The 15,687-nt window shown below is 49.3% G+C and carries 15 protein-coding genes and 1 pseudogene; 3 read left to right on the top strand and 13 right to left on the bottom strand.

Going from position 1 to position 15,687, the window contains the following annotated elements; genetic code table 11:
* Window positions 1–3 precede the first annotated feature (3 nt).
* From AC6I1H_RS06530 to AC6I1H_RS06550, 5 genes are all read right to left on the bottom strand, one after another.
* A complete protein-coding gene (locus AC6I1H_RS06530) occupies window positions 4–990 on the bottom strand; it encodes an ABC transporter ATP-binding protein (RefSeq protein WP_497740150.1) in 987 nt (328 codons plus the stop codon).
* A gap of 8 nt (window positions 991–998) precedes the next feature.
* The gene (locus AC6I1H_RS06535) at window positions 999–1,925 is read right to left on the bottom strand and encodes an ABC transporter permease (protein ID WP_497740151.1); all 927 of its coding nucleotides are present in this window, start codon (window positions 1,923–1,925) and stop codon (window positions 999–1,001) included.
* Between the two features lie 23 nt (window positions 1,926–1,948).
* The gene (locus tag AC6I1H_RS06540; RefSeq protein WP_497740152.1) at window positions 1,949–2,866 is read right to left on the bottom strand and encodes an ABC transporter permease; all 918 of its coding nucleotides are present in this window, start codon (window positions 2,864–2,866) and stop codon (window positions 1,949–1,951) included.
* Between the two features lie 278 nt (window positions 2,867–3,144).
* On the bottom strand, window positions 3,145–5,157 hold the full coding sequence (locus tag AC6I1H_RS06545; protein WP_497740153.1) for a sigma-54 interaction domain-containing protein: 2,013 nt from the start codon (window positions 5,155–5,157) through the stop codon (window positions 3,145–3,147).
* Between the two features lie 103 nt (window positions 5,158–5,260).
* Window positions 5,261–6,301: a sugar kinase gene (locus AC6I1H_RS06550; protein ID WP_497740154.1), complete on the bottom strand. Its 1,041-nt coding sequence runs from the start codon at window positions 6,299–6,301 to the stop codon at window positions 5,261–5,263.
* 133 nt (window positions 6,302–6,434) lie between these two features.
* On the opposite strand from AC6I1H_RS06550, the pseudogene AC6I1H_RS06555 reads away from it, so the two are divergent.
* The 3 genes and pseudogenes from AC6I1H_RS06555 to AC6I1H_RS06565 form a co-directional block, all read left to right on the top strand.
* Window positions 6,435–6,731 (top strand): annotated as a pseudogene (locus AC6I1H_RS06555) (hypothetical protein); the annotation flags it as partial.
* Window positions 6,732–6,801: 70 nt separating this feature from the next.
* A complete protein-coding gene (locus tag AC6I1H_RS06560; protein ID WP_497740155.1) occupies window positions 6,802–7,284 on the top strand; it encodes a hypothetical protein in 483 nt (160 codons plus the stop codon).
* Window positions 7,285–7,295: 11 nt separating this feature from the next.
* Window positions 7,296–7,610: a TIGR00366 family protein gene (locus AC6I1H_RS06565; RefSeq protein WP_497740156.1), complete on the top strand. Its 315-nt coding sequence runs from the start codon at window positions 7,296–7,298 to the stop codon at window positions 7,608–7,610.
* Between the two features lie 36 nt (window positions 7,611–7,646).
* Here AC6I1H_RS06565 and hemL read toward each other — a convergent pair whose 3' ends face one another.
* Genes hemL through cobJ form a run of 8 tightly spaced genes read right to left on the bottom strand, consistent with a single transcriptional unit; the run spans window position 7,647 to window position 15,687 of the window.
* Window positions 7,647–8,939, bottom strand: a complete 1,293-nt coding sequence (hemL, locus tag AC6I1H_RS06570; RefSeq protein ID WP_497740157.1) for a glutamate-1-semialdehyde 2,1-aminomutase — start codon at window positions 8,937–8,939, stop codon at window positions 7,647–7,649.
* Window position 8,940: 1 nt separating this feature from the next.
* On the bottom strand, window positions 8,941–9,528 hold the full coding sequence (locus tag AC6I1H_RS06575) for a precorrin-2 dehydrogenase/sirohydrochlorin ferrochelatase family protein (RefSeq protein ID WP_497740158.1): 588 nt from the start codon (window positions 9,526–9,528) through the stop codon (window positions 8,941–8,943).
* Window positions 9,510–10,484, bottom strand: a complete 975-nt coding sequence (gene hemB / locus AC6I1H_RS06580; RefSeq protein ID WP_497740159.1) for a porphobilinogen synthase — start codon at window positions 10,482–10,484, stop codon at window positions 9,510–9,512. The genes AC6I1H_RS06575 and hemB overlap by 19 nt, the downstream gene beginning before the upstream one ends.
* Window positions 10,485–10,486: 2 nt before the next feature.
* The gene (gene cobA / locus AC6I1H_RS06585; protein ID WP_497740160.1) at window positions 10,487–12,028 is read right to left on the bottom strand and encodes a uroporphyrinogen-III C-methyltransferase; all 1,542 of its coding nucleotides are present in this window, start codon (window positions 12,026–12,028) and stop codon (window positions 10,487–10,489) included.
* On the bottom strand, window positions 12,028–12,903 hold the full coding sequence (gene hemC / locus AC6I1H_RS06590; RefSeq protein ID WP_497740161.1) for a hydroxymethylbilane synthase: 876 nt from the start codon (window positions 12,901–12,903) through the stop codon (window positions 12,028–12,030). Before hemC ends, cobA begins: the two co-directional genes overlap by 1 nt.
* A gap of 18 nt (window positions 12,904–12,921) precedes the next feature.
* A complete protein-coding gene (hemA, locus tag AC6I1H_RS06595) occupies window positions 12,922–14,166 on the bottom strand; it encodes a glutamyl-tRNA reductase (protein WP_497740162.1) in 1,245 nt (414 codons plus the stop codon).
* A gap of 37 nt (window positions 14,167–14,203) precedes the next feature.
* Entirely contained in the window at window positions 14,204–14,959 is a 756-nt protein-coding gene (cobK, locus tag AC6I1H_RS06600; RefSeq protein WP_497740163.1) for a precorrin-6A reductase, read from the bottom strand.
* Window positions 14,956–15,687 (bottom strand): precorrin-3B C(17)-methyltransferase, encoded by a 732-nt coding sequence (cobJ, locus tag AC6I1H_RS06605; protein WP_497740164.1) that lies wholly within the window; start codon window positions 15,685–15,687, stop codon window positions 14,956–14,958. Before cobJ ends, cobK begins: the two co-directional genes overlap by 4 nt.

Here is a 15,687-nt window from a genome sequence, read left to right on the forward strand (position 1 = left end):
TCATCACCCTTTATTTGCCAGCGGCTTTTTGTAAAGCCAGCATTTAGCCCTGTGGCTTTTTGAAAATCCTGCATCTTCCGGCTCCCTCAACGTGCATTTTTTCATTGCAGAGGCGCACCTGGGCCAGAATACGCACCCCTGAGGAGGGTTGAGCAGGTCGGGCGGCTGCCCCTCTATCGGAACAAGCCTCTTTTTTGTGATGCTTTCAGGATTCGGAACAGAGTTCAGCAGGCCGATTGTATAGGGATGCTTCGGATTATAAAAAATGTCCTCTGCTGTCCCTTCCTCCATGACCTTTCCGGAATACATGATTATAATTCTGTCCGCCATATCGGCTACGATCCCCAGATCATGCGTTATCAGTATTATGGATGTGTTGAGCGTTTTTTTAAGCGACTTCATCAGATCAAGTATCTGCGCCTGTATGGTTACATCAAGGGCGGTGGTGGGCTCATCCGCTATGATGAGTTCGGGGTTCAGGGCAATCGCCATGGCTATCATTATCCTCTGCCTCATGCCTCCGGAAAACTCGTGGGGGAAACTTCCGATTCGCTCCTCCGGGTCGGGAATGCCGACCATTCTCATGAGTTCAATCGCCCTTTTGTGGGCCTGGTCCCGCGCCATGCGCCTGTGCCTTATGAGCGGCTCTCTCAACTGATAACCTATGGTCAGCACCGGATTCAGGGATGTCATGGGGTCCTGGAATATCATACCTATCCTGTTGCCCCGCATATCGGCGTAGAATTTGTCGTCCCTTGCGACCATATTTTCGCCGTTGAACAGTATTTTGCCGCCAACGATTTTCCCCGACGGCCCCAGGAGGTTTATCACGGAAAGCATCGTCACGCTCTTGCCGCTCCCCGATTCTCCGACTATGCCTAGTATTTCGCCCTTTTTCACATCGAGCGAAACCCCGTTTACTGCTTTAACTTCTCCTGCCGGGGTGAAAAACGATGTCTTCAGGTCTTTTATCTCCAGTATGGCAGTCACGGATTCACCTACTTTCTAAGCTTCGGGTCCAGCGCATCCCTCAGGCCGTCTCCGAGGAAATTGAATCCCAGTATGGTCAGACAGATGGCGCCCGCGGGAAACAGCAGCTGATAAGGATATATGCTGAGCGAACCCAGGGCGTCGTTGGTCAGAACGCCCCAGCTTGCCATGGGCGCCGACACCCCGAGGCCCACGAAGCTCAAAAATGCCTCTGTGAAAATGGCATTCGGTATTGAAAGCGTGAGCGTTACGATGATTGGCCCCATGGCATTAGGCAGAAGTTCCCTGAGAAGAATCCTCATCCTGGATGCCCCCGAGACCGTGGCAGCCAGGACAAATTCTTCCTGTTTCAGCCTCAGCACCTCTGCCCTTACTATCCTTGCCATGCCCACCCAATATGCAATGCCGAGCGTTATGAAAATGCTTTTTAAGCCGGGCCCGATGACAACCATGAGCAGGATGACGTATATCATCGTCGGTATGCTGTACAGAATATCCACTATGCGCATCATAATATTGTCCACCATTCCTCCCAAAAGACCGGCCAGCCCTCCGTACAGCACCCCTATGGTCAGATTTATCAAGCTCGCCACAAGACCTATGCACAGCGAGATCCTTGCCCCATACATGACCCGCACAAAAAGGTCCCTCCCGAACATGTCGGTGCCAAAGGGATGGCTTAGGCTGGGCCATTGGTTTGACACGTCAAAATTCTGCTCGTCGTAGGCATACGGCGATAAAACAGGGCCGAAAATTGCAAAAAGTGCAATGATAACTATGATTGCCAATCCGGCCATTGCGAGCCGGTCCTTTTTCAGGCGCTGCCATGCATCCTGCCAGTAGCTCATGCTCGGCCGCGCTGTTTCGTCCCGATTCTTTTCCTCGGCCTTCAGAGGCTCGAAAAGGGAAATATCCACGGTGCGTTCATCCAACATTGCTCAAAACCACTCCTTAATGTCTAACTCAGTTTTATTCTCGGGTCTATTAGCGCATAGCATATATCGATGATGAAGTTCAGCGTGACAAGCAAGAAACTGTAAAAAATGGTCACGCCGAGTATCGTTGTGTAATCGCGGTTTTGTATGCTCGTCACGAAAAACGTACCCATGCCCGGTATGCCGTAAACCTGTTCCACCACAAAACTTCCTGTGAGGATGCCTGCCGTGAGGGGGCCCAGGTAAGTCAGCACGGGTATTACGGCATTTTTGAGGGCGTGAATGTATATGACAGTGCGCTCTCTCAAGCCTTTTGACCGTGCGGTCCGGATATAGTCCTGCTGTATTGCTTCCAGCATGCTCGACCGCACCAGCCTGGAGATGAAAGCCGTGGGATATCCCGCCAGTGTAACGGCTGGCAGAATCGATGTTGAAAATCCTTCCCACAGGCCGACGGTGAAAATCCTCAGCTTCAGCGCAAAAATGTATATGAGCAACGTGGCAATCACGAAATTCGGCACGGTAACGCCGAGCGTCGCAGCCACCATTGTGGCGCCGTCCTGCCACTTCCCTCTTTTTACGGCTGATATTATGCCGGCGGGTATTCCCATCAAGAGCGCAAAAAGTATCGCGAGCGAACCAATCATGGCGGAAACAGGGAAGCTGTCTTTTATGATATCATTCACCGTCCTGCCCTGGTACCTGTAAGACGGACCAAGGTCAAATCTTGCCAAATTTTTCACATATTCGAGATATTGCTTGTGCAAAGGGTCGTTCAGATGGTATCTGGCGAGGATCTGCTGCTGTATCTCGGGCGGGATTGCCTTTTCATCGGTGAACGGTCCGCCGGGTATGGCCCTCATCAGGAAAAATGTCAGCGTAACAACGATAAAAAGCGTCAAAATGCTGGCGCCCAGACGATTGAGTATATATTTTGCCATCGCGAAATCTCCTCTTGCATAAAATAAAATGGTTTAGAAATGCAACAATCAATCTTGACGGGCTGGTTTTATTCATGCATTAAAAGCCGAAAAGCGATGTTGATTTTAAAATAGCAATTTCCATGCCAGTTTTTCGGTTGCTCTGAATATAGCCCCAAAAAGCCTTAATGATGGCTTTTGCCCGCTCAGGCGAATTTGAACAAAAAATAAAATGGGAAAATTTATTTTACCCATTTATATCCCTTTAATGTTATTATTTTAACATAAACCTCTTAAAATTACAAGCAGCTTTGATTTATTAATTCCCTGCCGTACGGCAATATTTCTATTCCCTTTATCCCTTTATTTACCTTTATCATCCCATCCTCTTTCATCTCACAAAGAAGCTTGCGGATATGCCCTTCGGTCATGCCTAGAATTTTCGACAGCGAACGTCGCCCAACGGGCAATCTTGCATCATTGGCCCTTGCTATTTCACGCAGAAGCCTTGATTTTGCCAAATCAAGGCCGCATTTCTTCGATACGTTTTCTATCCGCCTCAAAAGTTCTCCCGGCAGCATGGCGGTTTCGGGAATGCTCGACGGGGAAATATTGGCCAGATATTCAACGGTGTTTTGCAATTCCCTTGCATTTCCGGGCCAGTCATATGACAGGAGAGCATCTTTTACCTTCCCAAAATATGCTTTTTCATCGACTGGTGGCTTGCCGCCAAAGAAATCGGCATAAAACTTTTCCGCAAGCCGGAGTATGTCTTTTTTTCTTTCCCTGAGGGGCGGTATGTAAAGAGGAAGGACGTTCAGCCTGTAATACAGATCCTGCCTGAAAGTACCTTCTGCTATCAATTTTTTTATGTCCCTGTTTGTTGCGGCAATCACCCGGACATCCACGGGGATAATCCTTGAACCTGCAATGCGCCTGACCTGCTTTTCCTGAAGCACCCTGAGGAGCCTTACCTGAAATGAGAGCGGCGCATCGCCGATCTCGTCCAGGAATATCGTTCCCATATGCGCCTGTTCAAACAGGCCGGGCATGCCTCCCTTTTTCGCACCGGTAAACGCTCCTTCTTCATATCCGAAAAGTTCGCTTTCAATGAGGCTCTCGGGGAGCGCGGCAAAATTCACCGGAACGAACGGTCCCTTTCTCCTGCAGGATGCATTGTGTATGGCCTGCGCAAACAGTTCCTTGCCCGTGCCGCTTTCCCCCTGGATGAGTATGGGGGAGGACGATGCGGCAATCTTTCTGGCAAGGAGCACGGCATTCCTTATTGCCTCGCTTTCTCCAACTATATCATCGAACGTGTACCTTGTGCATGCATCCCTGCTTCTCATCTTTCTTCTCAGTTCTTCCTCAAGCCTCTGTATCTCTGTTACGTCTTTCATGGTATACAGGATGCCTGCGGGCCTTTCCCGGCATATTATAGGCGATGCGTTTACCACGATATGCCTGTCCCTTATATTGATGAATTTTTCTTCGCCGGGCCTTCCGCAAAACGACATTATTGCATCTTTGCTGGGGAAATCATCCCCCGGACCCCTGCCCAGTATATCGCCCGCTGATACGCCCGTGATTTCTTCGGCAACATTGTTGAATACAGAAAAGTTATTATTCTCATCAAGTGCGATTATGCCCTCGTGGACCGTATTTATAATGGTTTGAAGCTGATTTGCCATGCGGCTGTTGGCCTGCGCCATGTGCTTCATCTTTTTGAGCAAGGCGACAATATCTTTTACGTATCTGGCAGAAAGAAGGTTGGCCTTTTCATCAAGCAGGTCGAGGGCCTTCAATATCTCCACAAGTGTTGTCACATCGATATTTCTCGTCTTAATATCAATGACATTTTTTACACAATCGGGCACGAGTTCCAGTTCTCCCGGAGTCACTGCAGTTTGCAGCCTCGGGTATCTTTTTGCGCCGGGAAAATACGGCACAAATCGTATGTGATTTATGCCCGATGCATTCAAAAGCGAAATGGTCTCCTTCGCAGAAGACAGCAAATCGTTCACAAGCAGGACGCTTTCACCATCCGGCACTTCAAAAAGCCTGTCTATCTCATTGTAGTTGAGCGAGCGCCTCGCGACAAAAACAGGGCAGTCTCTGCTTATAAAACTTTTGGCCTGCCTGGATATTACCTTGCTTGATATGACTACAAGATCCTCTTTTATGCCGCTTCTGATATTGCCATCTATGTAATAGCCCCTGACATTCACCCTGTCCCCTATAAGCTCGGCAAGCTGACCTTCCAGTGCCGCGCACGTGTTTTTCCCTTTTGCAACAATAGCAACGCTCTTCAATTTTTTTAAGCCCTCCTTTGGGTCGCCCCGGTCCGCAAAAAGCTCTGCAAAATTATGCATTCTTCTCAATGCGGCTGTTCACCGCATTTTTTTGGATGAGTCGTCACCTGTTCATTTCGCTTTCCTGGCCGGAGTTTTTATGGCTTTTTATGACCCGCTCGATTTCCTCAAAGTCACACGCCGGCATGTCTCCCGGAACGGTATTTTTTACGGCTGCCATGGCATTGCCGAATTCGAGCGCCCTCTGCAGCGAGCCGTACTTCAAGACGCCGAAAAGCACTCCAGCAACATAGGCATCCCCGCTTCCTATCCTGTCGACAACTTCTATCCCTTCATACGGGCTTTCCTGATAGAATGCGTCTTCTTCGGCGCTGTAAATCCTTGAATCCCACGTGTGTCTCGTGGGGCTTTCGACCTTTCTTTCCGTAGCCGCAACCACTTTGATGCCGAACTCATCCGAAAATCCCCGCATGATTTCCTGTATTGTCCCTGTTCTTTGAAGCATGCGCCGGGATGTCTCCTCAGATACGAACAGAATGTCAACGTCAGGAAAAATCGAGGTTATTACATCTCTTGCCGTGGTTTCATCCCATAAAGACGCTCTATAATTCACATCAAGCGAAATAATTGCGCCATTTTGTTTAAACTGTTTTATCATCTGTATAACGGCCTGTCTTACACTGTCGCTCAATGCCAATGATATACCGCTCACATGAAATAATTTGGTGCTGATGTAGACGGATGAATTTATTTCTCCTATATTTAAAGCGGTAAAAGATGAACCAATCCTGTCGTACACAACCTGCGGTTTTCTGGGGTGGGCTCCGCTTTCAAAGTAATAAATTCCCAGCCGCTTTTTGGCCGAGCGGTCGTATACGATATAATCGTCGCTCACGCCGTAAAACCTTATCTTGTTTTTGATAAACTTCCCTATCTCGTTGTCGGGCAGCTTTGTTACGATTGCCGTCCGCAGGCCAAGGGCAGAAATCCCTGAAACGACGTTGAGCTCCGAACCGCCTGCCCTTTTTTCAAAGACCTCGCCCTGCGAAATGCGCTCCTTGTCCGGCGGCGACAGCCTGAGCATCACTTCGCCGAATCCTATCGCGTCAAATTCCGTTTTCCTTTCAAGCTGCTTTTCAAACATCGTATATTGCCCTCCGTTAATATAATTATAATCCATAATATATCACAAGAGCCGCGCATTGCAAAGAGTCGGTCAAAAATGGGCATTACAATGGGCATTATATTGTTTAAAAAACTTGACATCAATCGGAAATATGAAAGAAGGATTGGAGCTAATCGACAATGCAAAGCGGCAGGGAATCGACGTGGAAGCGGACTGTTACCCTTATGACGCCTTCAGCACCACCATTGGCTCGCCCGTATTTGACACCGATGGCTACATCCATGACGGGCAGGGCCATCCCAGGATTGCAGGCACATTTCCGAGGGTGCTGGGCAGGTTTGTGAGAGAAGAAAAGGCGCTCCCATTGATCGATGCCATTTTCAAAATGACCATCCTGCCTGCAAAGAGGCTTAAACTCGCAAAAAAGGGCAGGCTTCAGGAAGGGTGCGATGCGGACATCATCATCTTCGACCCGGAACTCATAATCGACAGCGCAACCTTTGAAAATCCCCTTCATCGTGTACGCATCATTTTATATTGTCATCAAGACCGGAACCCTCAACAACGCAATCGCCCATGCCATCAGGTCGATGAAGGGCGTGGAAATGCTCATGATTCCGATTTCCATGTACATATTCGGCCTTGCAGGAGCCATATTCGGAATGTTCGAAGAAACCTTCGGATTCATTCCTATTCTTGTCTCACTTGCCGTAGCACTCGGCTATGACGCCCTGGTCGGCATGTGCATGGTATCGTTTGGCGTGGCCATGGGGTTCGCCGCAGCCTTCATGAACCCTTTCACTATCGGGGTGGCCCAGGGCATTGCAAACCTTCCGCTCTTTTCGGGGCTGGGCTTCAGGATCGTGAGCTTCCTGGTTTTCGAAACGCTTGCGGTATGGTGGACCATGCGGTACGCCTCAAAGATAAAGAAAAATCCTTCGGCCAGTCTGGAAGGATATAGACTATTCCGCAGTCCCTTTCCCTCTTCCCGAAATGGGTAGCAGCGGAAGGCATGCTTTTCGTTCAAACGCTGATAAATTTCCTGATACCTTCCGGCAGCGGCCAAGCCGCCGTTACCATGCCCATTATGGCACCTCTTTCAGACGTGCTGCACATAACCCGCCAGACCGCAGTGCTGGCTTTCCAGTATGGGGACGGCTTTTCCAACATTTTCTGGCCCACAACTCTGCTGCCGGTCATCTGCAGTATTGCCAAAGTCCCTCTGGACCGCTGGTGGAAATTTTTCACGCCATTTTTCTTTCTGATATTTGTGGTTCAGATGATTTTCATAGCCGTAGCAGTGGCCATAAACTTCGGACCGTTCTGATTCAGCTATTTGTGTGGCTGATTGTCGGATAGAAAATCACCATGCTTTTTTGCTGATTTTTTTCGCAGCATTTTGAGCTGCTTCAACGGTCAGCTCTATGTCTTCATCTGTATGGGCACTGGACAGGAAAAATGTCTCGAACTGGGCAGGCGGCAGATAAACGCCCTGTTTGTTCATTTCTTTGAAGTATGCGGCGTAAAGGGCAGTGTCTGATTTTGTGGCGCTTTCGTAGTCCACAACCTCATTCCCACTGAAAAATAGGGTTATCATGCTGCCCATGCGGTTTATCACAAAGGGGATGCCGGAACGGCCAAGAGCCTCTTTCAATCCCCGGCACAGTTTATCGGCCTTGTTTTCCAGTTCTTCATAAATTCCGGGGTTTTCCGAAAGCGCGTTTAATGTGGCAAGCCCTGCGGCCATGGCCAGCGGGTTTCCCGATAGCGTGCCGGCCTGGTATACCGGGCCGGCAGGCGACACCATCCGCATTATTTCTGCTCTGCCGCCATAGGCTCCCACCGGCAGCCCTCCGCCTATGATTTTGCCAAGTATGGTAATGTCCGGAACTATGCCGAAAAGCCCCTGGGCACCGGAAAAGGATACCCGAAAGCCGGTGATCACCTCGTCGAATATCAAGATGGCACCATATTTGATGGTTTCTTCCCGCAGGGTCTTCAAAAAACCTTCTCTCGGAAGCACGGTGCCCATGTTGCCCGCCACCGGCTCTACTATGACAGCAGCTATTTCCTCTCCGTATTTATCGAATATACGCTTCACCATATCCGCATTGTTGTACTGGGCGACAATGGTGTCACGGGCGGTATATTCGGTAACACCTTTTGAATCGGGGATGCCGAAAGTCAGAGCCCCGGAACCGGCCGAGATCAAGAGGCTGTCGGCATGGCCGTGGTAACATCCCGCGAATTTCACTATCAGATTCCTGCCGGTATAGCCTCTTGCAAGTCTTATGGCGCTCATGGCGGCTTCAGTGCCCGAATTGACCATTCTGACGATTTCCATGGAAGGCAGGGCTTCCTTTATTTTTTCAGCCATCAGCACCTCCAGCTTTGTACACGCACCGAAGCTGGTACCGTATTCAGCCTGGTTTTTTACGGCGGATATCACATCCGGGAAGGCATGCCCCAGGATGAGCGGGCCCCAGGACATTACGTAATCTATGTACTCCCTGCCATCTTCATCCCAGATGCGGCTCCCTTTTCCCCTTTTTATAAAAGGCGGGTTCATGCCAACTGCCCTGAAAGCCCTGACCGGGCTGTTTACGCCTCCCGGCATGACCTTTTTCGCCCTGATGAATAACTCTTCCGAAGTCATGTTATCCCTCTTTTCCATCGCAAACTAATTTGTAATCCTGAATAATGCCGTTATAGATTTTAACTTTCTCCTCTTCAGAAAGCTCCTGAGCTTTCACTTTTTCTCTTGCTTCCCACAGCCTGTTCAACAATTCCTCATACTCATCGGTCAAAATGTTTTCCAGCTTTCTTCTCAGCGTCTTTGCCAGCAGGGGGCTCCTGCCGCCGGTGGAAACGGCCACCGCAAGGTCCCCCCTTCTTACTACCGAGGGTACTATAAACGAGGAAAGGGCCAGGTCGTCCGCCACATTCACAAGAATGTTTCTTTCGGAGGCTTCCAAAGCCACCCTCTTGTTGACATTTCTGTCGTCGGATGCGGCAACGGCCAGGAAATAACCCTCCACATCCCCTTTCATGTAATTTCTCTCCAAGACACGTATCCGCCCGTCTTCCCCGAGCTTTCTTATTTTTTCATTGGCGAAAGGAGCTATCACGGTGACGCGTGCACTGCATTCCAGGAGGCCCTGTATCTTTCTTAGTGCGACACTGCCGCCGCCCACCACAAGGCACTTTTTTCCTTCGATATTCAGCATCACCGGGTAGCAAGCCATCCTGCCACATCCTTTGCAAAGTACGTTATTATTAAATCTGCTCCTGCCCTTTTTATGGACGTCAGAATTTCCATCGCCGCCGCTTTTTCATCCAGAAAGCCCATCCGGCCGGCAGCCTTTACCATGGCGTATTCGCCGCTCACATTGTAGGCTGCTAAGGGGATATTGAAGGTTTGCTTTGCCCGTCTTATCACATCAAGATAGGCGAGTGCAGGCTTCACCATGACTATATCCGCTCCTTCTTCAATGTCCAGAGCGATTTCCCTCAGAGCTTCATCGGAGTTGGCCGGGTCCATCTGGTAGGATTTTCGGTCCCCGAATTGCGGCGCGGATTCGGCGGCATCTCTGAATGGGCCGTAAAAGCAGGAAGCGTATTTTGCGCTGTACGCCATTACGGGTACATTTATGAAACCTTCCTCATCCAGGAGTTTCCTGATGGCGCCGACCCTTCCATCCATCATGTCGGAGGGCGCCACTACATCGGCTCCTGCCCTAGCATGGGACAGTGCCGTCTTTGCTATGAGTTCTACGGATTTGTCATTTGACACATATCCGTCCTCAACTATCCCACAGTGGCCATGGGAAGTGTATTCGCACATGCACACATCGGTTATGACTATTATTTCGGGGACCGATTGCTTTATGGCTCTGACAGCCTTTTGGACAATGCCGTCATCGGCATAGGCTTCGCTTCCCATCTCATCCTTTGCAGAAGGCACTCCGAAAAGCAAAACTGCAGGAATGCCCATGCTTTCCACTTCTTTTACCTCGTATATCACCGTATCTATGGAAAAGCGCCGGATACCCGGCATTGAAGCCACTTCCTGTCTTACCCCCTCTCCAGGAACCACAAAGAGCGGATATATCAAATCTTTTACATCCAGCGTCGTTTCCCGGAGCATATCCCGCATGGCACTGCTTCTTCTGAGCCTTCTCGGTCTTTTGACAAGATTCATTTTTATATTCCCCTTTTTATAATTTCTCTTATTATTCCTTCAAGAGTATGTTCCTCAGGCATGATATCCACCTTAAAACCCTCTTTTTCGATGGCCTTTTTCGTGGTAGGGCCTATGGCTGCTATCCGGGCGCTTTTTATCTTTTCAATGCTTTCCCCGGCGAGCACCTGCATGCTGCGGAAGGTGGAGGGGCTGGTAAATATCGCGATATCGATACCCCTGTCCAGTTCCCTTACGAGCCTGTCCCTTTTTTCATAATTGGGCTCGTTTTTGTAGGCCACTATTTTTTTTGCGCAAAACCCCGCCCGTCTCAGACCCGATATCAGTTCCTCGCCTCCTATGTCGGATGTAACCACAGCAACGTTCCCGACGGATTTTTCCTCTTCGAGCATTTCCAGCAGGTTTATCGAGGTATATTTCTCGGGAACCATATCCGGAAATAGAAAATGTTCCTCCAGCATTTCCCGGGTCCTTGCGCCTACGGCTGCAATTCTTACATTTTTAAATTTCCTCGCGTCAAATCTCTTTTTGCCCAGCGCCGCAAAAAAGCTTTCCACTCCATTTTTGCTGGTAAAAATCAGCCAATCAAAACATTCTATTTCCTCGAACAATTCCTCCAAATCATGATATGCCGGTGAAATTTTTAACACTGGACAGTGTATCACTTCCGCCCCTTCATTTTTTAAAATGTATATTTCCCGAGGAAAAAATGCCATCCCGGTGTTCTTGTCTTCTTCGGAAAGGTTTCCGGTTATCAGAATCCTTTTCCCTAACAGCTCCCTTTCCCTTGCTCGATTTAATCCCTTTTCATACCAATCGAGGTCTTTGCTCAAATTAACCACATCGCCAACTACAATCAGCGCCGGGTTTTTCATAGCAGCGGATCTGACCTTTTCCAGTATGTCCGAAAGCCGCCCGCAGACCGTTTTCTGGCGAAAGGTGGTGCCTTCCATAATGACGGCTATGGGAGTTTCGGGGGGTTTTCCATACACGAGCAGGTTTTCGACTATTTTATCAATTTTGTTCATTCCCATCAAAAAAATCAAAGTTCCATCAAGCTTTGCCACAATTCTCCAGTCAATATCCTCTGTGCTTTGCGAGCACCCGTGCCCTGTGAATATGTGAAGGGCGGAGCTCGTATTTCTATGGGTAACGGGTATACCGGCATAGGCCGGCACGGCAATGGCTGAGGTAATGCCCGGAATTACCTCGAAGGGTATCCCCCTTTTAGTCAGAAAAAGGGCCTCCTCTCCTCCCCTGCCGAAGACAAAAGGGTCTCCTCCCTTGAGCCGGACTACCCGTTTCCCCTCCAGGGCTTTTTTCGCGAGGATTCGGTTTATTTCTCCCTGTGGTACCGGATGGAGGTCAGGCTGCTTCCCCACATCCACCAATTCGGCATCATCCCGGGCAAGTTCCAGTATTTCATGGTTTGCCAGCCGGTCATATACTATCGAATCGGCATGCCTTATGACTTGCGCCGCTTTCAGGGTCAGCAGGCCCGGGTCTCCGGGCCCAGCTCCCACTATAAACACTTTTGTTTCCATTACAGCTCACCCAGCTCTTTCGCAAGTTTTTTGCCTAAATCTTCGGCTTCTGAGATTTTTCCGGATATATTTCCTTTTATTACCTTGCCATTTTTCTCCAACATTCCAATCATATTCAGAATGCTGCCTTCAATCCACGCATAAGCGCCAATCGGGATCTTGCAGCTTCCTCCCAGCGCCCTCATAAAAGCCCTCTCGGCCCTGACAGCAATAGCGGCATCGGGGTCATCCACGCACTTTACAAAGCGGACCCTTGCATCCTCCTTCCGCATCTCTACTGCAAGAGCTCCCTGGCCCACTGCAGGCACCACCATATCCAGGGAAAAATATTCGCAAACCGCATCCTCCATGCCCAGCCTTTTCATCCCGGCAGCTGCCAGGACAACCCCTGCGAGGTTCAGTTCTTTCATCTTTTTAATTCTAGTGGGCACATTCCCTCTCAGCTGCACTATTTCGATATCGGGCCTCATGCCTTTCAGCTGTACGGCCCTCCTCAGGCTGGATGTGCCTATGCGGGCACCCTCCTTAAGTTCCGCAAACCTTCTTCCGTCTGCGGAAATAAAAACATCCCTGACATCTTCCCTTTTTGTTACAGCGGCGATGCAAAGGCCTTCAGGGATTTCATACGGCACGTCCTTCATGCTGTGCACTGCCATGTCGATGTCCCCGCAAAGCAGCGCATCCTCGATTTCCTTGACGAAAAGCCCTTTGCCTCCCACCTCGCTCAAAGCCGAATCCAGAAACCTGTCCCCCCGGGTTTTAACCAATACTTTCTCGAACTTCCAGTCAGGATGATGTTTTTTCAATTCTTCTATAACCATATCGGTTTGAATTAAAGCCAGTTTGCTGTCCCTGGTCCCCACCTTCAAAAGCATTACAGTTCCACCCCGCCTTTAATTTTGTTGAAAAACTTCATACACCGCCCCGTCCAGCCTGCCTTCTTCAGCTAGGGTCTTGAGACCCATCAGATACCGATTGACAATTTTCGCCCCCACCCTTTCCAGGGCAATTTTTACTTTGCTTTTTTCATCTTCAGTAATTCCGTCCAGTTTATTTATCAACCGCTCATACTCCGAAAGGCACACCTTTTCTGCAAAATCGTTCAGGTGTTTTATCACAGGAATTATCGAAAGGGAATTATACCATGCTAAAAATTCCCGCACCGCCTCATCCACCATTTTTTCGATGACCCCTGTCAGGCTTTCTCTTTTTTTTCTGTTCTCTTCCGCCACTTCCTGCAGGTCATCCATTGTGTAGAGGCTTACCCCTTCCATACTTCCAATGGCCGGGTGTATATCCCTGGGCATGGCAATATCTATCATGCATATCTTCTTTCCGCTGTGGCTTTTCCTGAATTTATCATAGCTTATGGTGTAGTGGGGGGCGTTGGTGGCGCTTATGACTATATCGCTTTCCGCTATTTTCTGGTATTTTTGTTCGTAGGGAATCACCGAAAGCTCCGGTATACGCTGCTTTAAAGCCTCAGCCTTTTCCCGGGTGCGGTTTGCGACAAAAACATTCCTGATTCCCGCCGCAAGCAGATATTTTATGGCAAGATGCCCCATCTCCCCGGCGCCTATAACGAAGGCCACTTTATCGCTTAAATCTCCGAACACTTTTTGAATGAATTTTACAGCGATATAGCTTATGGAAAGCGGATAGTCAGTAATGCCAGTTTCAGACCGGGCTTTTTTGCCTAGGGTTACTGCTTCTTTAAAAAGCCTGTTTAAGATTTTGCCGACGCTTTTTTCCTCCCGGGCCAGGTCCCATGCCTCCCTCACCTGGCCCAATACCTGGTCTTCCCCCAGGACCATGGATTCGAGGCCGCAAGCCACCCTGAAAAGATGCCTGACCGCCTCGAGGCCCCGGAGGGTGCAAAGGTGCGGGCTTGCGTCTTCTTCTGACAGACCGGAAAATTCGCAGAAAAAAGATTTTACGCGGCTTTCGCCGTGAGAGGCTGAAATAAAATAAATTTCGCTGCGGTGGCAGGTAGAAAGCACCACCGCTTCCGATACATCCTCAATTTTTTTCAATTCTCTCAAGGCTTCAGCCGCCCTGATGCCGAATGCCGCCTTTTCCCTGACTTCCATCGGCGCCTTCCGGCCAATTCCCACCATCATGAGAGAGTCAACTTCCATTTGCACAAAACCCCCTTCCCATCGGTGCATCCTGGAATCACGATTCGCCTTTTTGTATTTCCTCCAAAACCTCCTCTATGCTTCTTGCCACTAAAGGATAATCCACAGCAGGCCTTTTTACCATTATTACAGGTACATTCAATTTTACAGCCGCCCTCAATTTTTCCACCACTCCTCCCCCCGGGCCGCTGTCCTTGGTAACCACCACATCGGCCTTGTAGTCTTTGAACATACAGTAATTCATATCCACGCTGAAAGGCCCTTCCATGGCTATGATTTCCCCCGGCAAAAAGCCGAGGTGTTCACATTTTTTCAGAACCTCGCTGGTGGGGAGGACCCTGGCTATAATGTGCTTGCCCTGTTTCTTGAGGGCTGCAAATCTGTCCAGGTTCCTGCTGCCAATGGTGAGAAATATCCTTTCAAATTTTAATGTTTCAGACACAGCCTCATCGAAGTCTTCGACGCGTATTACGCTGGGAAAATTATATTTTCCCATGTCCTCACGTTCATACCTTATATATTTGATTTTCGCATTTTTGCAGGCTTCGATGGCGTTGAGGCTGATTTTGCTTGCAAAGGGATGGGTGGCGTCGATCACCAGTTCCACTTTTTTCTCCCGGATAAAGCTTTCCAGCAAGTCCCGGTCTAAAGGGCCCGTCCTCGCTTTCGCCTTCCCCTCCAGAAGCTTGCCTCCGTAATCTGTGACCGTGCTGGCGATAACGGGAAAATTCAAGCCTGAAAGCATTTCCGCCATCTCTCTGCCTTCTTTTGTGCCTGCCAGAACCAGAATCAAAAGGCATACCCCCTGGCTGTGACCATTTTCCCTTTGGTTATAAAAGTGCTGCTGTTCCCTATAATTATCAGTGTGGTCATATCGATATCGTGTTTTAATAAATCTCCAAGTTTTGTGACAATGGTGCTCTCCTCCTGCCTTGAAGCATTTTTTACGATGCCGCAGGGAGTGTTGAAGCACCGATATTTGAGGACGATATCCAGCGCCCGGGACAGATTGTCTTTTCTCTCGCGGCTTTTCGGATTGAAAAGGGCTATGACAAAATCCGCCCGGGCAGCCATTTCCAGCCTTTTTGCAATGGCTTCCCATGGAGTCAGATGGTCGGAAAGACTTATCGATGCAAAATCGGTCATCAGCGGCGCTCCCAGCAGGGAAGCCGCGGCATTCACGGCGCTTACCCCTGGTATAATTTCAATTTCTGCATGGATATCATCGTTTTGTGCAAGCTCGTATAATAGTCCGGCCATGCCGTATACTCCCGGGTCTCCGCCACTGACTAGCGACACTTTCCTGCCCAGGTCGGCCAGCTCCAGGGCTTTTCTGCACCTTTCAGCTTCCTGCCGCATGCCTGAACGGATTATTTCTTTATCCTTTACTAGATTTCTGATGAGGTTTATATACGTGGTGTATCCGATAACGACGTCGCATTCCCTCAGCGCCCTTATGGCTCTGACTGTCATGTCCTGATAATGTCCGGGACCAATTCCCACAACTTTAATCCAGCCCAT

It is taken from the genome of Biomaibacter sp. TOL (assembly GCF_059717795.1).